We start from the raw sequence: 13,790 nt of genomic DNA, 5'->3' as shown, positions 1-13,790 counted from the left end.
ACGCGTTTTTCCCCCTACCGGAAGGCAGGTGATCCTGTGATCCGGTTTATCCTGCGCCGACTCCTGCAGGTGATCCCTGTATTCCTCGGCACGACCCTCCTGGTGTACTACATGGTGTTCGCGCTGCCCGGCGATCCCATCGCCGCGCTCTTCGGCGACCGCCAGCCCCCGCAGGCAGTCATTGACACCCTGCGCAGCCAGTACCACCTGGACCAGCCCTTCTGGGTCCAGTACGGCCTGTTCCTCAAGAACCTCTTCACCTTCAACCTGGGCAACGACTTCACAGGCCAGCCCATCGCGGCAAGCCTTGCCCGGGTCTTCCCCGTCACGGCCATGCTGGCCGTCGAGGCGTTGGCCATCCAGGCAATCTTTGGCGTCGCTTTCGGCGTGTTCGCAGGCCTGCGCCGCGGCGGCTGGTTCGACTCCACGGTCCTGGTGGCTTCGCTGGTGGTCATCGCCGTTCCCACGTTTGTATTGGGCTTCGTCTTCCAGCTCGTCTTTGGCGTCAAGCTCGGCTGGGCAAAACCCACCGTGGGCGCCAACGCCGACTGGGTAACCCTGCTGCTGCCGGCAGTGGTCCTGGGGCTCGTCTCCTTTGCCTACGTTCTCCGCCTGACGCGTGCGTCCGTGAGCGAGAACATGAACGCCGATTACGTGCGGACCGCCACCGCCAAGGGGCTCTCGCGGCCCCGGGTGGTCCTGGCGCACATCCTGCGCAACTCGCTCATCCCTGTGGTTACCTACCTCGGCGCCAACCTTGGCGGCCTGATGGGCGGTGCCATCGTTACCGAGGGCATCTTCAACGTTCCCGGCGTTGGCAACAAGCTCTACCAGGCAGTCCTCCGCAGTGAAGGCCCCACCATCGTCTCCATCGTCAGCGTGCTGGTGCTGGTGTTCGTGGTGGCCAACCTGCTTGTCGATCTCCTGTACGCCTGGCTTGACCCGAGGATCCGCTATGACCAGTAATAAAAACCACTTTGTGGCACCCATCGACGAGACCCCGCTGCAGGCAACGGACGCCGTCAAGACGGACCAGGCCCCGCTCAGCCTGTGGGCGGACGCCTGGCGCAAGCTCCGCCGTCGTCCGCTGTTTATCATCTCGGCACTGTTGATCCTTGCCTTGGTCGTGATTGCGCTGTTCCCCGGCCTGTTCACGTCCACGCCCCCCAACGAGGGCTGCGAACTGGCCAACTCCGAAGGCGGCCCCACCGCCGGGCACCCGTTCGGTTTCACCTTCCAGGGCTGTGACGTCTACTCCAGGGTCATCCATGGCACGCAGGCGTCGCTTTCCGTGGGCCTGCTTTCGGTCCTGTGCGTCCTGGTCATCGGTGTGACGCTCGGCGCCCTCGCCGGCTATTACGGTGGCTGGATCGACGCCGTGCTCGCACGCCTTGGCGACATCTTCTTCGCCCTGCCGCTGGTCCTGGGTGCGCTGGTCATCACGCAGCTTCCGGTGTTCCGCGAGAACAAGAGCGTGTGGACCGTAGTGTTCGTCATATCGCTCCTCGCATGGCCGCAGATGGCCCGCATTACCCGCGGCGCAGTGATTGAGGTGCGCAACTCGGACTTCGTCACGGCGGCACGTGCGCTGGGCGTGTCCAAGTTCGGCGCACTGATCCGGCACGTCCTGCCGAACGCCCTGGCACCGATCATCGTCCTTGCCACCCTGGAACTGGGCGTGTTCATCGTGGCGGAAGCCACCCTGTCCTTCCTGGGTATCGGCCTGCCGCAGAGCATCATGTCCTGGGGCAACGACATCGCCGGTGCGCAGGCGTCGATCAGGACCCGGCCGGAAATCATGCTCTACCCGGCCGCGGCGCTGTCCATCACGGTGCTGAGCTTCATCATGCTGGGTGACGCCGTGCGCGACGCCCTCGACCCGAAGAGCCGTCAGCGATGAGAGATAAAGAGATGACAACTCCAGACGTCCGCATTGATGAGGCCGGCACCACCGGGGTCAGGCCGCTGCTCGAAATCCGCGACCTCGCCATCACCTTCAAGACCGGTGGCGGTGAAGTCAAGGCCGTACGGGACGCCCACCTGACCATCATGCCCGGCGAAACCGTGGCCATCGTGGGGGAGTCCGGCTCCGGCAAGTCCACCACCGCGCTGGCGGCAATTGGCCTCCTGCCCAACAACGGCAAAGTATCCGGCGGCCAGATCCTGCTCGACGGGGAGGACATCGCCCACGCCAGCGAGCAGCGCATGATCGAACTGCGCGGCAACACCATCGGCATGGTCCCGCAGGACCCCATGTCCAACCTGAACCCGGTCTGGAAGATCGGCTACCAGGTCCGGGAAACACTGCGCGCGAACGGACGGCCCAGCGGGCCGGACGATATCGCCAAGGTGCTCTCCCAGGCAGGGCTGCCGGACGCCAAGCGCCGCGCCAACCAGTACCCGCATGAGTTTTCGGGCGGCATGCGCCAGCGTGCCCTGATCGCCATCGGCCTGTCCTGCCAGCCGCGGCTGCTGATTGCGGATGAGCCGACGTCGGCCCTTGACGTCACGGTCCAGCGGCAGATCCTGGACCACCTGGAAACCATGACCAACGAGCTGGGCACCTCCGTCCTGCTGATCACCCACGACCTCGGCCTCGCAGCCGAGCGTGCGGACAAGGTCGTGGTCATGTACCAGGGCCGCGTCGTCGAAGCGGGACCGTCTCTGGAACTGCTCCGCAACCCACAGCACCCGTACACCAAGCGGCTCGTCGAGTCGGCTCCGTCCCTGGCCAGCCGCCGCATCCAGGTGGCCAAGGAACAGGGTGTGGAGACGACGGACCTGCTGGCGCCCGCCGCCGAAACTACGAAGTCCGATACCTTCCTGCAGATCGAGGACCTGCGGAAGGTGTACAAGCTCCGCTCGGGGCTGGGCAAGGCAACGGACTTCGCGGCCGTCGACGGCGTGAGCTTCGACGTCCGGCGCGGAACCACGACGGCGATCGTGGGGGAGTCGGGGTCCGGCAAGTCCACGGTGGCCAAGATGGTGCTCCAGCTGGAGAAGCCTACGGACGGCAGGATCCTGTTCGACGGCGTCGACACCTCGGCCCTGAAGCCTGCCGAACTGTTCAAGTTCCGCAGGCGGGTCCAGCCGATCTTCCAGGACCCCTACGGCTCCCTCGATCCGATGTACAACATCTACCGCACGATCGAAGAACCGTTGCGGGTCCACAAGATCGGGGACCAGGCCAGCCGGGAAAAGAAAGTCCGGACCCTGCTGGACCAGGTGGCGCTGCCCCAGTCCGCCATGCAGCGGTACCCGAACGAACTCTCCGGCGGGCAACGGCAACGTGTTGCCATTGCCCGCGCCCTGGCGCTGGATCCCGAGGTGATCATCTGTGATGAGGCTGTGTCCGCCCTCGACGTCCTGGTGCAGGCACAGGTCCTGAACCTGCTCGCCGACCTCCAGGCCAACCTGGGGCTGACCTACCTCTTCATCACCCACGACCTCGCCGTGGTGCGGCAGATTGCCGACCACGTGTGCGTGATGGAAAAGGGCCGCCTGGTGGAAACGGGCTCGACGGACGACGTCTTCGAGTCCCCCCAGCAGGAGTACACGAAGGCGCTGCTCAACGCCATCCCCGGTGCGAAGCTGATGCTTCCGCCCGAGGTGGCGTAAGGCGCAGCCCAAACAGGTGGAGCCGGGACCGTGGGTCCCGGCTCCACCTGTTTAAGCCTCAGTCCTGCAGCCCGCTGGTGCCACCGGGGACCGCCGCCAATGAACCCGGGCCGGCAGTCGACGTCCGGTCAAGTTTCAACTCCCTGAGCCGTCGCTCAAGGATCCCGCCCAGGGCCACGCGGCCGGCGGCGTTCATATGAACGGCGTCAGCCAGGTCCTTGGCCAGTCCGTAGCGGGTCAGCCAATCCCCGGCTGAAACAAAAGGCAGGCCGTGGGCGGCGGCCACTGACCCCACCAGGGCGTCCACTTCGCTGCGGCGCCCGCCGCCGTCGTCCGCGCCGCGGGCCAAGGTGCCGATCATTGCCATCGGAGTGCCGGGGTAGCGGGTTTTGAGATCGGCAACCAGCCGCTCGGCGTTGCGGACAATCTGGGTATTGCTCGCGCCGGTGGCCGCGTCATTGCCGCCACCTTCGATGACGATCAGCGCCGGGCCGCCTGAGGGAAGCAGCCAGTCTCCGCGTTCGAGCGCGTCAACGTAGTTGCCAGTGGCCCCGTTTGCCGCGACATACCCCGTACCGCCCCGGCCGCAAAAATAGACGTCGTACCCGGCAGCGGCGAGGCCCAGGCGTGGCCAGCCGTCCGAGGGCTCGGACTGGGAATCCCCAATCAGCAGGACAGTCCGGCTGATGTCCGGCAGCACCGCCTCCAGCCTTCCGTTCCCGGCGTTCAGCAGCCGGGACGTGGCTGCCACGTTGGTCTTCATGGCGGCGGCCGGCGCCTGTCCACCGGACGCCGCCCGCGAAAGGGAATTGACTCCATTGCCGGTGGGCGACACGCACCCGGCGAGCCCCAGGACCCCGGAGGCCACCAGGAGGGCGGACGCCACAATGGTGGCTGCCCGGGCTGTGCCGCTGGGCGTGATGGCCGTGGCACGGGGCATCATGGTCTCCGACTTGCTCTGAACGTGGGCGCTGCGTCACAGCAATCATGCCACGTTGCCGGAAGTGCCAGTGAATTTCGTCACACTCCGCGGCACCGGCCCGTGCCGGACGCAGCCGGCGGACCCCTGCTCCCGCCGGATTTTAGGCCAACAAATGGCTCACCGGCTAGAATAGATGCAGGCGCCCTGTGCCAAGGGCCTTGTCCGTCGTGCGTTCCAGTTGGAAATGTCGCGATACAACAGCTGACTCCACTGAATCGAGCCTTTACGCATGTCTGAAACCACCACCAACACCGCGGTAGCCACTGCATCACGCAGTGACCTCCGCAACGTCGCGATTGTGGCCCACGTTGACCACGGCAAGACCACCCTGGTCGACGCCATGCTCAAGCAGACCAACTCCTTTGCCGAGCACAACCACCTCGAAGACCGTGTGATGGACTCCGGTGACCTGGAGCGTGAAAAGGGCATCACCATCCTGGCCAAGAACACCACGGTGGCCTACAACGGCCCGTCCTCCAACGGCGAGACCATCACCATCAACGTCATCGATACCCCCGGCCACGCCGACTTCGGCGGTGAGGTCGAGCGCGGCCTGTCCATGGTCGACGGCGTCGTGCTGCTCGTGGACGCCTCCGAAGGCCCCCTGCCGCAGACCCGCTTCGTGCTCCGCAAGGCCCTCGCCGCTCACCTGCCGGTCATCCTGCTGGTCAACAAGACCGACCGTCCCGATGCCCGCATCGAAGAGGTCGTCCACGAGTCCATGGACCTGCTCCTGGGCCTGGCCTCCGACCTCGCGGACGAAGTGCCGGACCTGGACCTGGACAAGATCCTCGAAGTGCCGGTCGTCTACGCCGCCGCCAAGGTTGGCCGCGCCTCCCTCGAGCAGCCGGCCGACGGCACCGCTCCGGAGAACGAGGACCTGGAACCGCTCTTCAAGACCATCATTGAGCACATCCCGGCCCCGACCTACAACCCGGAGGGTGTGCTGCAGGCACACGTCACCAACCTGGACGCCTCCCCGTTCCTCGGCCGCCTCGCGCTGCTCCGCATCTACAACGGCACCCTGCGCAAGGGCCAGACCGTTGCCTGGGCTCGCGCCAACGGTGAACTCAAGAACGTCAAGATCACCGAACTGCTGGCCACCAAGGCCCTCGACCGCGTGCCGGCCGAATCCGCCGGCCCCGGCGAAATTGTCGCCGTCGCCGGCATCGAAGAGATCACCATCGGCGAGACCCTGACCGACGCCGAGAACCCGCAGCCGCTGCCGCTGATCACGGTGGACGATCCCGCGATCTCGATGACCATCGGTATCAACACCTCGCCGCTGGCCGGCAAGGTCAAGGGCGCCAAGGTCACCGCACGCCAGGTCAAGGACCGCCTCGACAAGGAACTGATCGGTAACGTCTCCATCAAGGTGCTCCCCACCGAGCGTCCCGACGCCTGGGAGGTCCAGGGCCGTGGCGAGCTGGCGCTGGCCATCCTGGTCGAGCAGATGCGCCGCGAGGGCTTCGAACTGACCGTGGGCAAGCCGCAGGTTGTGACCAAGATCGTGGACGGCAAGATCCACGAGCCGATGGAGCACATGACCATCGACGTGCCCGAGGAATACCTCGGCGCGGTCACCCAGCTGATGGCCGCCCGCAAGGGCCGGATGACCAACATGGCCAACCACGGCACCGGCTGGTGCCGGATGGAATTCATCGTTCCGGCCCGTGGCCTCATCGGCTTCCGCACCCGGTTCCTCACGGACACCCGCGGTGCCGGTATCGCCGCCTCCATCTCCGAAGGCTACGAGCCGTGGGCCGGTCCCATCGAGTACCGCACCAACGGCTCGATGGTTGCCGACCGTGCCGGCGTCGTGACCCCGTTCGCGATGATCAACCTGCAGGAACGCGGCTCCTTCTTCGTCAAGCCCACCTCTGAGGTTTACGAGGGCATGATCGTCGGCGAGAACTCCCGCGCCGATGACATGGACGTCAACATCACCAAGGAAAAGAAGCTCACCAACATGCGTGCTGCTTCCTCGGACACCTTCGAGAACCTGACCCCGCCGCGCGACCTGACCCTCGAAGAGTCACTCGAATTCGCCCGCGAAGACGAGTGCGTCGAGGTTACCCCGGAATCCATCCGCATCCGCAAGGTCATCCTGGACACCAACGAGCGTGCCAAGGCCAACCGCGCCCGCGCCAAGGCATAACAACGCCCTGAACGCAAAGAATGCCACCGGTACTGCACCGGTGGCATTCTGCTTTAAGTTCCGTGCTGCGCGGCAACCCCTCGCCTGGCTGCGCAGGGGCGGCGCGCCGAGAGGGTCCCTCAGCGCGCGTGGCGCCGCGGGGGAGCGGGCGGGACCTCCTTGGCCGCCACTACGCGTTCCAGGGGGATGACGACGTCGGCCCGGCGGGTGCGGATGGTGCAGGAACCGGCGTCGCACGCCAGTAAGTGGCCCAGGGCGTCCGTCAGGCCTCCGTCAATCCGGTAGCGAACCACGACGCGGGTACCGGGGGCCGCGGCCGTAAGGAACCGGGCGGGCGCGGCAACAGGCAGACTCACCAGTTCATACTAGGGTGCCGGCTAGGTTCGCGGGAATGGGCTGGGAGATAATAGGCTCAGATGTCAAGAGTCCGGCCGTGCTGCCGGATGCAAGAACCGGCGGGTCGCCGGAACCCAACGTGGAGAGGCCAGGGACGTGACGTACGTAATCGCGCAGCCGTGTGTGGATGTTAAGGACAAGGCATGCATCGAAGAATGCCCCGTGGACTGCATCTATGAGGGCGAGCGTTCGCTGTACATCCATCCGGACGAGTGCGTCGACTGCGGCGCCTGCGAACCCGTCTGCCCGGTGGAAGCCATCTACTACGAGGATGACACCCCGGACGAGTGGGCAGACTACTACAAGGCGAACGTCGAGTTCTTCGATGACCTGGGATCCCCGGGCGGCGCGGCCAAGATCGGAAACACGGGCAAGGACCACCCGATGATTGCCGCCCTGCCGCCGCAGAACCAAGACCACTGACCCGGACAAGAGCCGTGACAGCAGCAGTGAATTCGTTTGGCCTGGCCCTGCCCGATTACCCGTGGGAGGCCATGGCACCCTACCTGGCCAAGGCGTCCAGGCACCCCGGCGGGGCAGTCAACCTGTCGATCGGAACCCCGGTGGATCCCACGCCAACATTGGTCCAGGACGCCCTGAAGGCTGCCGCCGACGCCCCCGGCTATCCCACCGTGCACGGCACCCCGGCGCTCCGGGAGGCCATCGCCGGGTGGTTCGAACGCCGGCGCGGCGTGTCCGGCCTGGACCCCCGCAACATCATGCCCACCGTGGGTTCGAAGGAACTTGTTGCGTGGCTCCCGCTGCTGCTGGGCCTCAAGCCCGGCGACGTCGTCGTACGCCCCAAAGTGGCGTACCCCACCTACGATATCGGCGCGACCCTTGCCGGCGTCACCTCGGTGGCCACGGACAACCTGGACGAGCTCGACGACGCCACCCGCGCCAGGGTGCGCCTGATCTGGGTCAATTCGCCCGGCAACCCCACCGGCAGTGTGCGGGATGCGGAGTCGCTCAGGGCGCTGGTGGTCCAGGCCCGGGAACTGGGTGCCGTAGTGGCCTCGGACGAATGCTATGCGGAGCTTGGCTGGGGGGACTGGGACGTCCAGCGCGGCGGCCGTCGCGTACCCAGCATCCTCGATCCCCGGGTGGCGGGCGGCTCGCACCAGGGCCTGCTGGCTGTCTACTCGCTGAGCAAGCAGTCCAACCTGGCCGGCTACCGTGCGGCGTTCGTGGCCGGCGACCCGGACCTGATGCCCAACCTCGTCAACAGCCGGAAGCATGCGGGCATGATCGTCCCGTACCCGGTCCAGGAGGCCATGCGCGTGGCGCTTGGCGACGACGCGCACGTTGAGGCGCAGAAGGACCTCTACCGGGGCCGGCGTGAACGGCTGGTGCCGGCACTGTTGGAGTTCGGCCTGGAGATCAAGGAATCCGACGCCGGACTGTACCTCTGGTCCACTGCAGGGGAGGACACCTGGGACACGGTGGACCGCCTCGCCGACCGCGGCATCGTAGTAGGCCCCGGGGTCTTTTACGGTGATGCCGGCAACGGCTTTGTCAGGGTTGCCCTGACCGGCACAGACGAACGCATCGACGCAGCGGTGGCCAGGCTGGCAGGAGCGGACTCCTAGAAGCACGTAATATTCGTGTGACTCGTCCCACATCCGGGGCATTTTAGGCTGTATCGACGGGCCCCGGATTAGTGACACCCGCCAAGGAGCGGTAGTTTTTAAGTGACTATCAATGGTGGCTTTCTACAAGATGGCAGCCCGGGTGTTGGAACCTGTCTTCTCAGGATCAGTGCGCGGCTCACCTGATGTTGGATCAAGCTTTCGACAGAGGCCCAGACGCCTCATGAAGGGGACTCCATGACTGAGACCAACAATGCTGCGACCCTGCTCCATGCAGGTGGCGAGCTGAAGCTCCCGCGCATCCAGGTTGTTGAAGGGAACGAGGGTTACGACGTCTCCAAGCTGCTGAAGCAGACCGGCGCCGTGACGTTTGACCCCGGCTTCATGAACACCGCAGCAACCACCTCGGCAATCACCTACATCGATGGCGATGCGGGCATCCTGCGCTACCGCGGATACCCCATCGAGCAGCTGGCGCAGCACTCCAGCTTCCTTGAGGTGTCCTACCTGCTGATCTACGGCAACCTGCCGACGCCCACCGAGCTGGATGAGTTCGACCAGAAGATCCGGCGCCACACCCTGCTGCACGAGGAGCTCAAGGGCTTCTTCGGCGGCTTCCCGCGGGATGCGCACCCGATGCCTGTGCTTTCTTCCGCAGTGTCCGCGCTGTCCACGTTCTACCAGGACTCGCTGGACCCGTTCAACGCCGAGCAGGTGGAGGTTTCCACCATCCGCCTGATGGCCAAGCTGCCGGTCATCGCCGCATACGCGCACAAGAAGTCCATCGGCCAGCCCATGCTGTACCCGGACAACTCCATGAACCTCGTGGAGAACTTCCTGCGCCTCAGCTTCGGTCTGCCGGCCGAGCAGTACGAGCTCGACCCCGTCATCGTCAAGGCGCTGGACCTGCTCCTGATCCTGCACGCGGACCACGAGCAGAACTGCTCCACCTCCACCGTGCGCCTGGTGGGCTCTTCCAACGCCAACCTCTTTGCTTCCGTTTCTGCGGGCATCAACGCCCTCTTCGGCCCCGCCCACGGCGGCGCCAACGAGGCCGTCCTGAAGATGCTCCGCCAGATCCAGGCCGAGGGCCTCAAGCCCGAGGACTACATGGAGAAGGTCAAGAACAAGGAAGACGGCGTCCGGCTCATGGGCTTCGGGCACCGGGTCTACAAGAACTACGATCCGCGCGCCAAGATCGTCAAGGCCACGGCCCACGAGATCCTCACCAAGCTCGGCGGCAACGACGAGCTGCTGGAGATCGCCCTCCGCCTGGAAGAGAAGGCGCTCAACGACGACTACTTCATCCAGCGCAAGCTCTACCCGAACGTGGACTTCTACACCGGCCTGATCTACAAGGCCATGGGCTTCCCTGAAAAGATGTTCACGGTCCTGTTTGCGATCGGCCGCCTGCCGGGCTGGATCGCGCAGTGGCGTGAAATGATCAGCGATCCCAACACCAAGATCGGCCGCCCGCGCCAGCTGTACATCGGTGAGCCGGAGCGTGACTACCCGGCACGCTGACCTGCCGCCAGGCAAAGGCTGAATGACGACGACGGCCGCCCACCTTCCATAGGTGGGCGGCCGTTGCGCGTTGGTCACCATCCATTGCTCCCCACCGGCTCCCTGCCCTCGCAAGCTCGGGCCGGGGCCCTCGCCGGCGTGGGCCCCACTTGTCGTTGAGGGGAGTCAAAACGACAAGTAGGGGCAATCGATGGGTTCAGCTGGCGTAGCCCTGCGGGTTGTTCTTCTGCCAGCGCCAGTGGTCCTCGCACATCTGGTCCACGGTCTTGGTGGTGGACCAACTCAAATCCGCCAGCGCGGACGTGGCGTCGGCCCAGAATGCCGGCAGGTCGCCCGCGCGGCGGTCGGTGATCTCGTAGGGGATCGGCTTGCCGACGGCCTTTTCAAAGGAGCGCAGGACCTCCAGGACGGAGGAACCCTTGCCGGAGCCCAGGTTCCAGCGGAAGACTCCGGTGCGGGCCGCAATGTGGTTCAGCGCAGCCACGTGCCCTTCGGCCAGGTCGACGACGTGGATGTAGTCCCGCAGGCAGGTTCCGTCCGGGGTGTCATAGTCGCCGCCGAACACCATGAGTTTCTCGCGCCGGCCCACGGCCACCTGGGCTATGAACGGAACCAGGTTGTTGGGAATGCCCTGGGGGTCTTCGCCGATCCGGCCGGACGGGTGGGCGCCCACCGGGTTGAAGTAGCGCAGGAGTGCTATGTGCCAGCGGGTATCCGCTGCACCAAGGTCCGAGAGGATGTCCTCGATCTGTTCCTTGGTGCGCCCGTACGGGTTGTTGGCGCCGATCTCCATCTTCTCCACGTACGGAATGGGGTTGTGCTCGCCGTAGACGGTGGCGGATGAGCTGAACACGATGGAGCGGACGTCGTGCCGGTCCATGGCGCGGACCAGGTTCAGGGTGCCCACCAGGTTGTTGTAGTAGTAGTTCAGCGGCTCCCGGACCGACTCGCCGACGGCCTTGAGGCCGGCGAAGTGGATCACGGCGTCGATGGAGTTGCCGGCAAAGACCTTTTCGACGGCGGCCTCGTCCACCAGGTCGACGTGGTGAAACTCGGCGGCCTTGCCACTGAGCTCGGCAACCCGGCGCAGCGACTCTTCGCTCGAGTTGACCAGGTTGTCGATGACAACGACGTCGTGGCCGGCTTCCTGCAGGGAAAGAACAGTGTGGGAACCGATGTAGCCGGTGCCACCTGTAACCAAGATTTTCATGCCTCAACGCTATCCCACGGCAGGCGCAGGCCGCCCCTGCTATCCGGATGGCGGGCGCGATGTGACACCCGGAAAGAAGCACAAGTGTGCTAATAAGGATGGTGCCCAAAATTGTTGATGCAGATGCCAGGCGGCAGGACGTGGTCGAAGCCGTTCTCCGGATTATTGCCGTTGACGGCCTGGAACGGGCCTCGCTGCGCGAAGTGGCCGACGAAGCAGGCCTGGCAGTCGGTTCCGTCCGGCACTACTTCGCGGGCAGCGAGGAACTCCTGGCCTTTACGTTCGGGGCAGTCGTGGACCGCATCGTCGGCCGGCTCCAACGACTGCTGCCAGCCGTGGACGGAGCCGTCCCGGGCAGCCCGGAACACCGCAGGGCCGTTTTAACCCTGCTGGGCGGCTTGCTGCCCCTGGACCAGGACAGCGCGGTGGACGCCTGCGCGTGGCTGGCCTTCAAGAACGCGGCGCGGATCAGGCCATTCCTTGCAGCCGTCGCGGACCGCAGCCACCGGGAGGTTGCTGCCGTCGTCGGGAGCGTGGTTTCCTCGCTGCTGCCGGACGAACCGCAGGAGGTCCTGGTGGTGGAGGCGGAACGCTTGCTGGCCACCCTGGACGGCTTGTGCATGCACGCGTTGCTGCAGCCGGGCTGGATGACTGCGCAGATGTGCGGCGACGTCCTTGAGCGGCACCTGGGCGGGCTGGCACGATGAGCGGGCGGCAGCTCGAGCATGTCCGGCACTACCGCGGATGGCCTGCGGGAATAGACTGAAAGCCGGTACGCCGGACTCCAGCACGATGCCCGGCGGAAGTCGGCCAGGGAAGGACTTTGAATGCACCACGCAAGCGGTTCAGGATGGCAGATCATCACGGATACGTCCGGGCCGATGATGATTGCGCTCTACGTCCGGGACGCGGCCGGCCTCAACGGAGTGGGCCGTCCAATGCTGTCCCATGCGGCCCCCAAAGTCAGGCCCGCCGACCACACCCACCTGACCGCAGAGGTTGGTGGGCTCAGCGCCTTGAAGACCGAATGGGAGGCCTGGTGGGAGCAACTTCTCAAGGCGCACCCGCAGACGGCCCCCGAGCTCTCCCCGCCGGAATTTGGGGCCTTCGGCAATTCCCCGGCCCTCCAGCGGGTCCTGCAGGCGCACTTCGGCTCCGCCCTGACGTGGGCCAGGGAACGCAGGAGCGAGTATGCAGAGCTGGAGGGGGAGCGGGGCGCCAGCGGAACGGACCAACTCATTGCGGACATGGTGGATGACAGGCTGATGGAAATCGGCCGGGATTCGCGGGACTTCCGCCTGACCATCATCGAACTGCCGCTGGAGGAGCAGCGGGCGTGGTACCTGGAACCCGACAAAATCATCATGAGCCAGGAATTGATGGGCCAGCCTGAGCTGTTCCGCAGCTACGTCCAGCCGGTGCTGGAAATCCTGGTCTGACCCCGCGGCCTCAACTGCCGCCGTCGTTCTGCCGCACCGTAATGCGCACCTGCCCGTCCGACGTCGTGGAATCCTGCCAGCCGTTGCCGCCCGAACGCTGCCAGGCGCGCCCGGCGACATCAACCCGGGTGACCGAGAGGTCCTTGGCGTTGGCAACCGCCCATTGGGCGATGGACCACGCCATCGGTCCGTTGGCTTCCACCACCAACGTGGCACCCTCAGCCTGGGAGTCCACGCCGCCGTAGGCCTGCTCCAGTTCGCCGGCCACCGCGGCCGCGTCCCCTGCGGCGGTGGCCGAGCGCAGAGTGCACTGGACTCCCTCAGGTGTTTGGCCAGTGAATCCGGAGGCGAACGCCCGCCCCATGTCCTCGTGCTGGGCGTAGGCCTCTGGATGGGCAGAACGCTGGACCCGCTGGGCGGCATCGGTGATGTCGAGTGTCTCGTACCCCGGAATCTTCACCAGGGCATCGTAGAAAGCGTTCACGGCGAAGTACGGGTCCATGATCTGCGCTTCGGTGCCCCAGCCCTGGGAGGGCCGCTGCTGGAAGAGTCCCCGTGAATCCGGTCCGGCCTGGTCACCGTGGCCGATGTTGCGGAGCTTCGATTCCTGCATGGCGGTGGCAAGGGCGATCGTGGCTGCCCTGGCCGGCAATCCACGCCGCACCGCCACAGCGGTGATGAGGGCGGCATTGGCCGCCTGGTCCGGCGCCAGCTCACCTGTGCGGTTGCCCGCAGAGGCGGTGCAGCGTTCCGAAACGAGGGTTTCGGAACGCTGCACGAAGTACACAGCGGTATAAATGCCGCCCACTGCCAGCGCGAGGGCAAGCAACAGCACCGCCAGGCGGCGCAGGCCGCGTCTGCGTCCCACTGACGG

The 13,790-nt window shown here is 65.7% G+C and carries 13 protein-coding genes; 9 read left to right on the top strand and 4 right to left on the bottom strand.

All coding sequences use genetic code 11. The annotated features are described in order from the left end of the window. Positions 1 to 36 precede the first annotated feature (36 nt). From ACFVVC_RS19320 to ACFVVC_RS19310, 3 genes are read left to right on the top strand one after another with little or no spacing between them, the layout of a single operon-like run. Positions 37 to 966 carry an ABC transporter permease gene (locus ACFVVC_RS19320; protein WP_018760325.1) on the top strand — a complete coding sequence of 310 codons (930 nt, stop codon included), beginning with the start codon at positions 37 to 39 and terminating at the stop codon, positions 964 to 966. Further along, positions 956 to 1,900 carry an ABC transporter permease gene (locus ACFVVC_RS19315; RefSeq protein WP_387456987.1) on the top strand — a complete coding sequence of 315 codons (945 nt, stop codon included), beginning with the start codon at positions 956 to 958 and terminating at the stop codon, positions 1,898 to 1,900. Before ACFVVC_RS19320 ends, ACFVVC_RS19315 begins: the two co-directional genes overlap by 11 nt. Before the next feature lie 11 nt (positions 1,901 to 1,911). Continuing rightward, positions 1,912 to 3,618 (top strand): dipeptide ABC transporter ATP-binding protein, encoded by a 1,707-nt coding sequence (locus tag ACFVVC_RS19310; protein ID WP_387456984.1) that lies wholly within the window; start codon positions 1,912 to 1,914, stop codon positions 3,616 to 3,618. A 58-nt stretch (positions 3,619 to 3,676) separates the two neighbouring features. Here the strand turns inward: ACFVVC_RS19310 and ACFVVC_RS19305 are convergent, their stop codons facing one another. Next, positions 3,677 to 4,558, bottom strand: coding sequence for an SGNH/GDSL hydrolase family protein (locus tag ACFVVC_RS19305; RefSeq protein ID WP_387457157.1), 882 nt, complete (start codon positions 4,556 to 4,558; stop codon positions 3,677 to 3,679). A 271-nt stretch (positions 4,559 to 4,829) separates the two neighbouring features. Here ACFVVC_RS19305 and typA point away from each other — a divergent pair, with 271 nt between their 5' ends. Continuing rightward, positions 4,830 to 6,758 (top strand): translational GTPase TypA, encoded by a 1,929-nt coding sequence (typA, locus tag ACFVVC_RS19300; protein WP_387456981.1) that lies wholly within the window; start codon positions 4,830 to 4,832, stop codon positions 6,756 to 6,758. Positions 6,759 to 6,877: 119 nt separating this feature from the next. Here typA and ACFVVC_RS19295 read toward each other — a convergent pair whose 3' ends face one another. Further along, positions 6,878 to 7,114, bottom strand: coding sequence for a hypothetical protein (locus tag ACFVVC_RS19295; RefSeq protein ID WP_387456978.1), 237 nt, complete (start codon positions 7,112 to 7,114; stop codon positions 6,878 to 6,880). Positions 7,115 to 7,250: 136 nt separating this feature from the next. Here ACFVVC_RS19295 and fdxA point away from each other — a divergent pair, with 136 nt between their 5' ends. The 3 genes from fdxA (at position 7,251) to ACFVVC_RS19280 (ending at position 10,267) form a co-directional block, all read left to right on the top strand. Continuing rightward, a complete protein-coding gene (gene fdxA / locus ACFVVC_RS19290) occupies positions 7,251 to 7,577 on the top strand; it encodes a ferredoxin (protein WP_009356972.1) in 327 nt (108 codons plus the stop codon). Positions 7,578 to 7,591: 14 nt separating this feature from the next. Beyond that, positions 7,592 to 8,743, top strand: coding sequence for a succinyldiaminopimelate transaminase (gene dapC / locus ACFVVC_RS19285; RefSeq protein WP_387456975.1), 1,152 nt, complete (start codon positions 7,592 to 7,594; stop codon positions 8,741 to 8,743). 237 nt (positions 8,744 to 8,980) lie between these two features. Continuing rightward, positions 8,981 to 10,267, top strand: coding sequence for a citrate synthase (locus ACFVVC_RS19280; protein WP_018760317.1), 1,287 nt, complete (start codon positions 8,981 to 8,983; stop codon positions 10,265 to 10,267). A gap of 196 nt (positions 10,268 to 10,463) precedes the next feature. Here ACFVVC_RS19280 and galE read toward each other — a convergent pair whose 3' ends face one another. Next, positions 10,464 to 11,477 carry a UDP-glucose 4-epimerase GalE gene (galE, locus tag ACFVVC_RS19275; RefSeq protein WP_387456970.1) on the bottom strand — a complete coding sequence of 338 codons (1,014 nt, stop codon included), beginning with the start codon at positions 11,475 to 11,477 and terminating at the stop codon, positions 10,464 to 10,466. Between the two features lie 101 nt (positions 11,478 to 11,578). On the opposite strand from galE, the gene ACFVVC_RS19270 reads away from it, so the two are divergent. Both ACFVVC_RS19270 and ACFVVC_RS19265 read left to right on the top strand, forming a co-directional pair. Then, complete coding sequence (locus ACFVVC_RS19270) at positions 11,579 to 12,184, top strand: TetR/AcrR family transcriptional regulator (RefSeq protein WP_387456968.1); 606 nt, start codon at positions 11,579 to 11,581, stop codon at positions 12,182 to 12,184. Between the two features lie 120 nt (positions 12,185 to 12,304). After that, positions 12,305 to 12,916 carry a hypothetical protein gene (locus tag ACFVVC_RS19265; protein WP_387456965.1) on the top strand — a complete coding sequence of 204 codons (612 nt, stop codon included), beginning with the start codon at positions 12,305 to 12,307 and terminating at the stop codon, positions 12,914 to 12,916. Between the two features lie 10 nt (positions 12,917 to 12,926). Here ACFVVC_RS19265 and ACFVVC_RS19260 read toward each other — a convergent pair whose 3' ends face one another. Next, positions 12,927 to 13,784: a hypothetical protein gene (locus ACFVVC_RS19260; protein ID WP_387456963.1), complete on the bottom strand. Its 858-nt coding sequence runs from the start codon at positions 13,782 to 13,784 to the stop codon at positions 12,927 to 12,929. Positions 13,785 to 13,790: the final 6 nt, after the last annotated feature.

Origin of the sequence: Pseudarthrobacter sp. NPDC058196 (assembly GCF_042882685.1) — a bacterium.
GTDB lineage: Bacteria > Actinomycetota > Actinomycetes > Actinomycetales > Micrococcaceae > Arthrobacter.
The sequence above is the reverse complement of the archived record's forward strand: the minus strand, read 5'-3'. Positions and strand labels throughout refer to the sequence as shown.

Coding starts and splice junctions, on each gene's coding strand:
- typA (WP_387456981.1), top strand. CDS start 4,830: ATGTCTGAAACCACCACCAACACCGCGGTAGCCACTGCATCACGCAGT.
- ACFVVC_RS19315 (WP_387456987.1), top strand. CDS start 956: ATGACCAGTAATAAAAACCACTTTGTGGCACCCATCGACGAGACCCCG.
- ACFVVC_RS19280 (WP_018760317.1), top strand. CDS start 8,981: ATGACTGAGACCAACAATGCTGCGACCCTGCTCCATGCAGGTGGCGAG.
- ACFVVC_RS19310 (WP_387456984.1), top strand. CDS start 1,912: ATGACAACTCCAGACGTCCGCATTGATGAGGCCGGCACCACCGGGGTC.
- ACFVVC_RS19305 (WP_387457157.1), bottom strand. CDS start 4,558: ATGCCCCGTGCCACGGCCATCACGCCCAGCGGCACAGCCCGGGCAGCC.
- ACFVVC_RS19265 (WP_387456965.1), top strand. CDS start 12,305: ATGCACCACGCAAGCGGTTCAGGATGGCAGATCATCACGGATACGTCC.
- galE (WP_387456970.1), bottom strand. CDS start 11,477: ATGAAAATCTTGGTTACAGGTGGCACCGGCTACATCGGTTCCCACACT.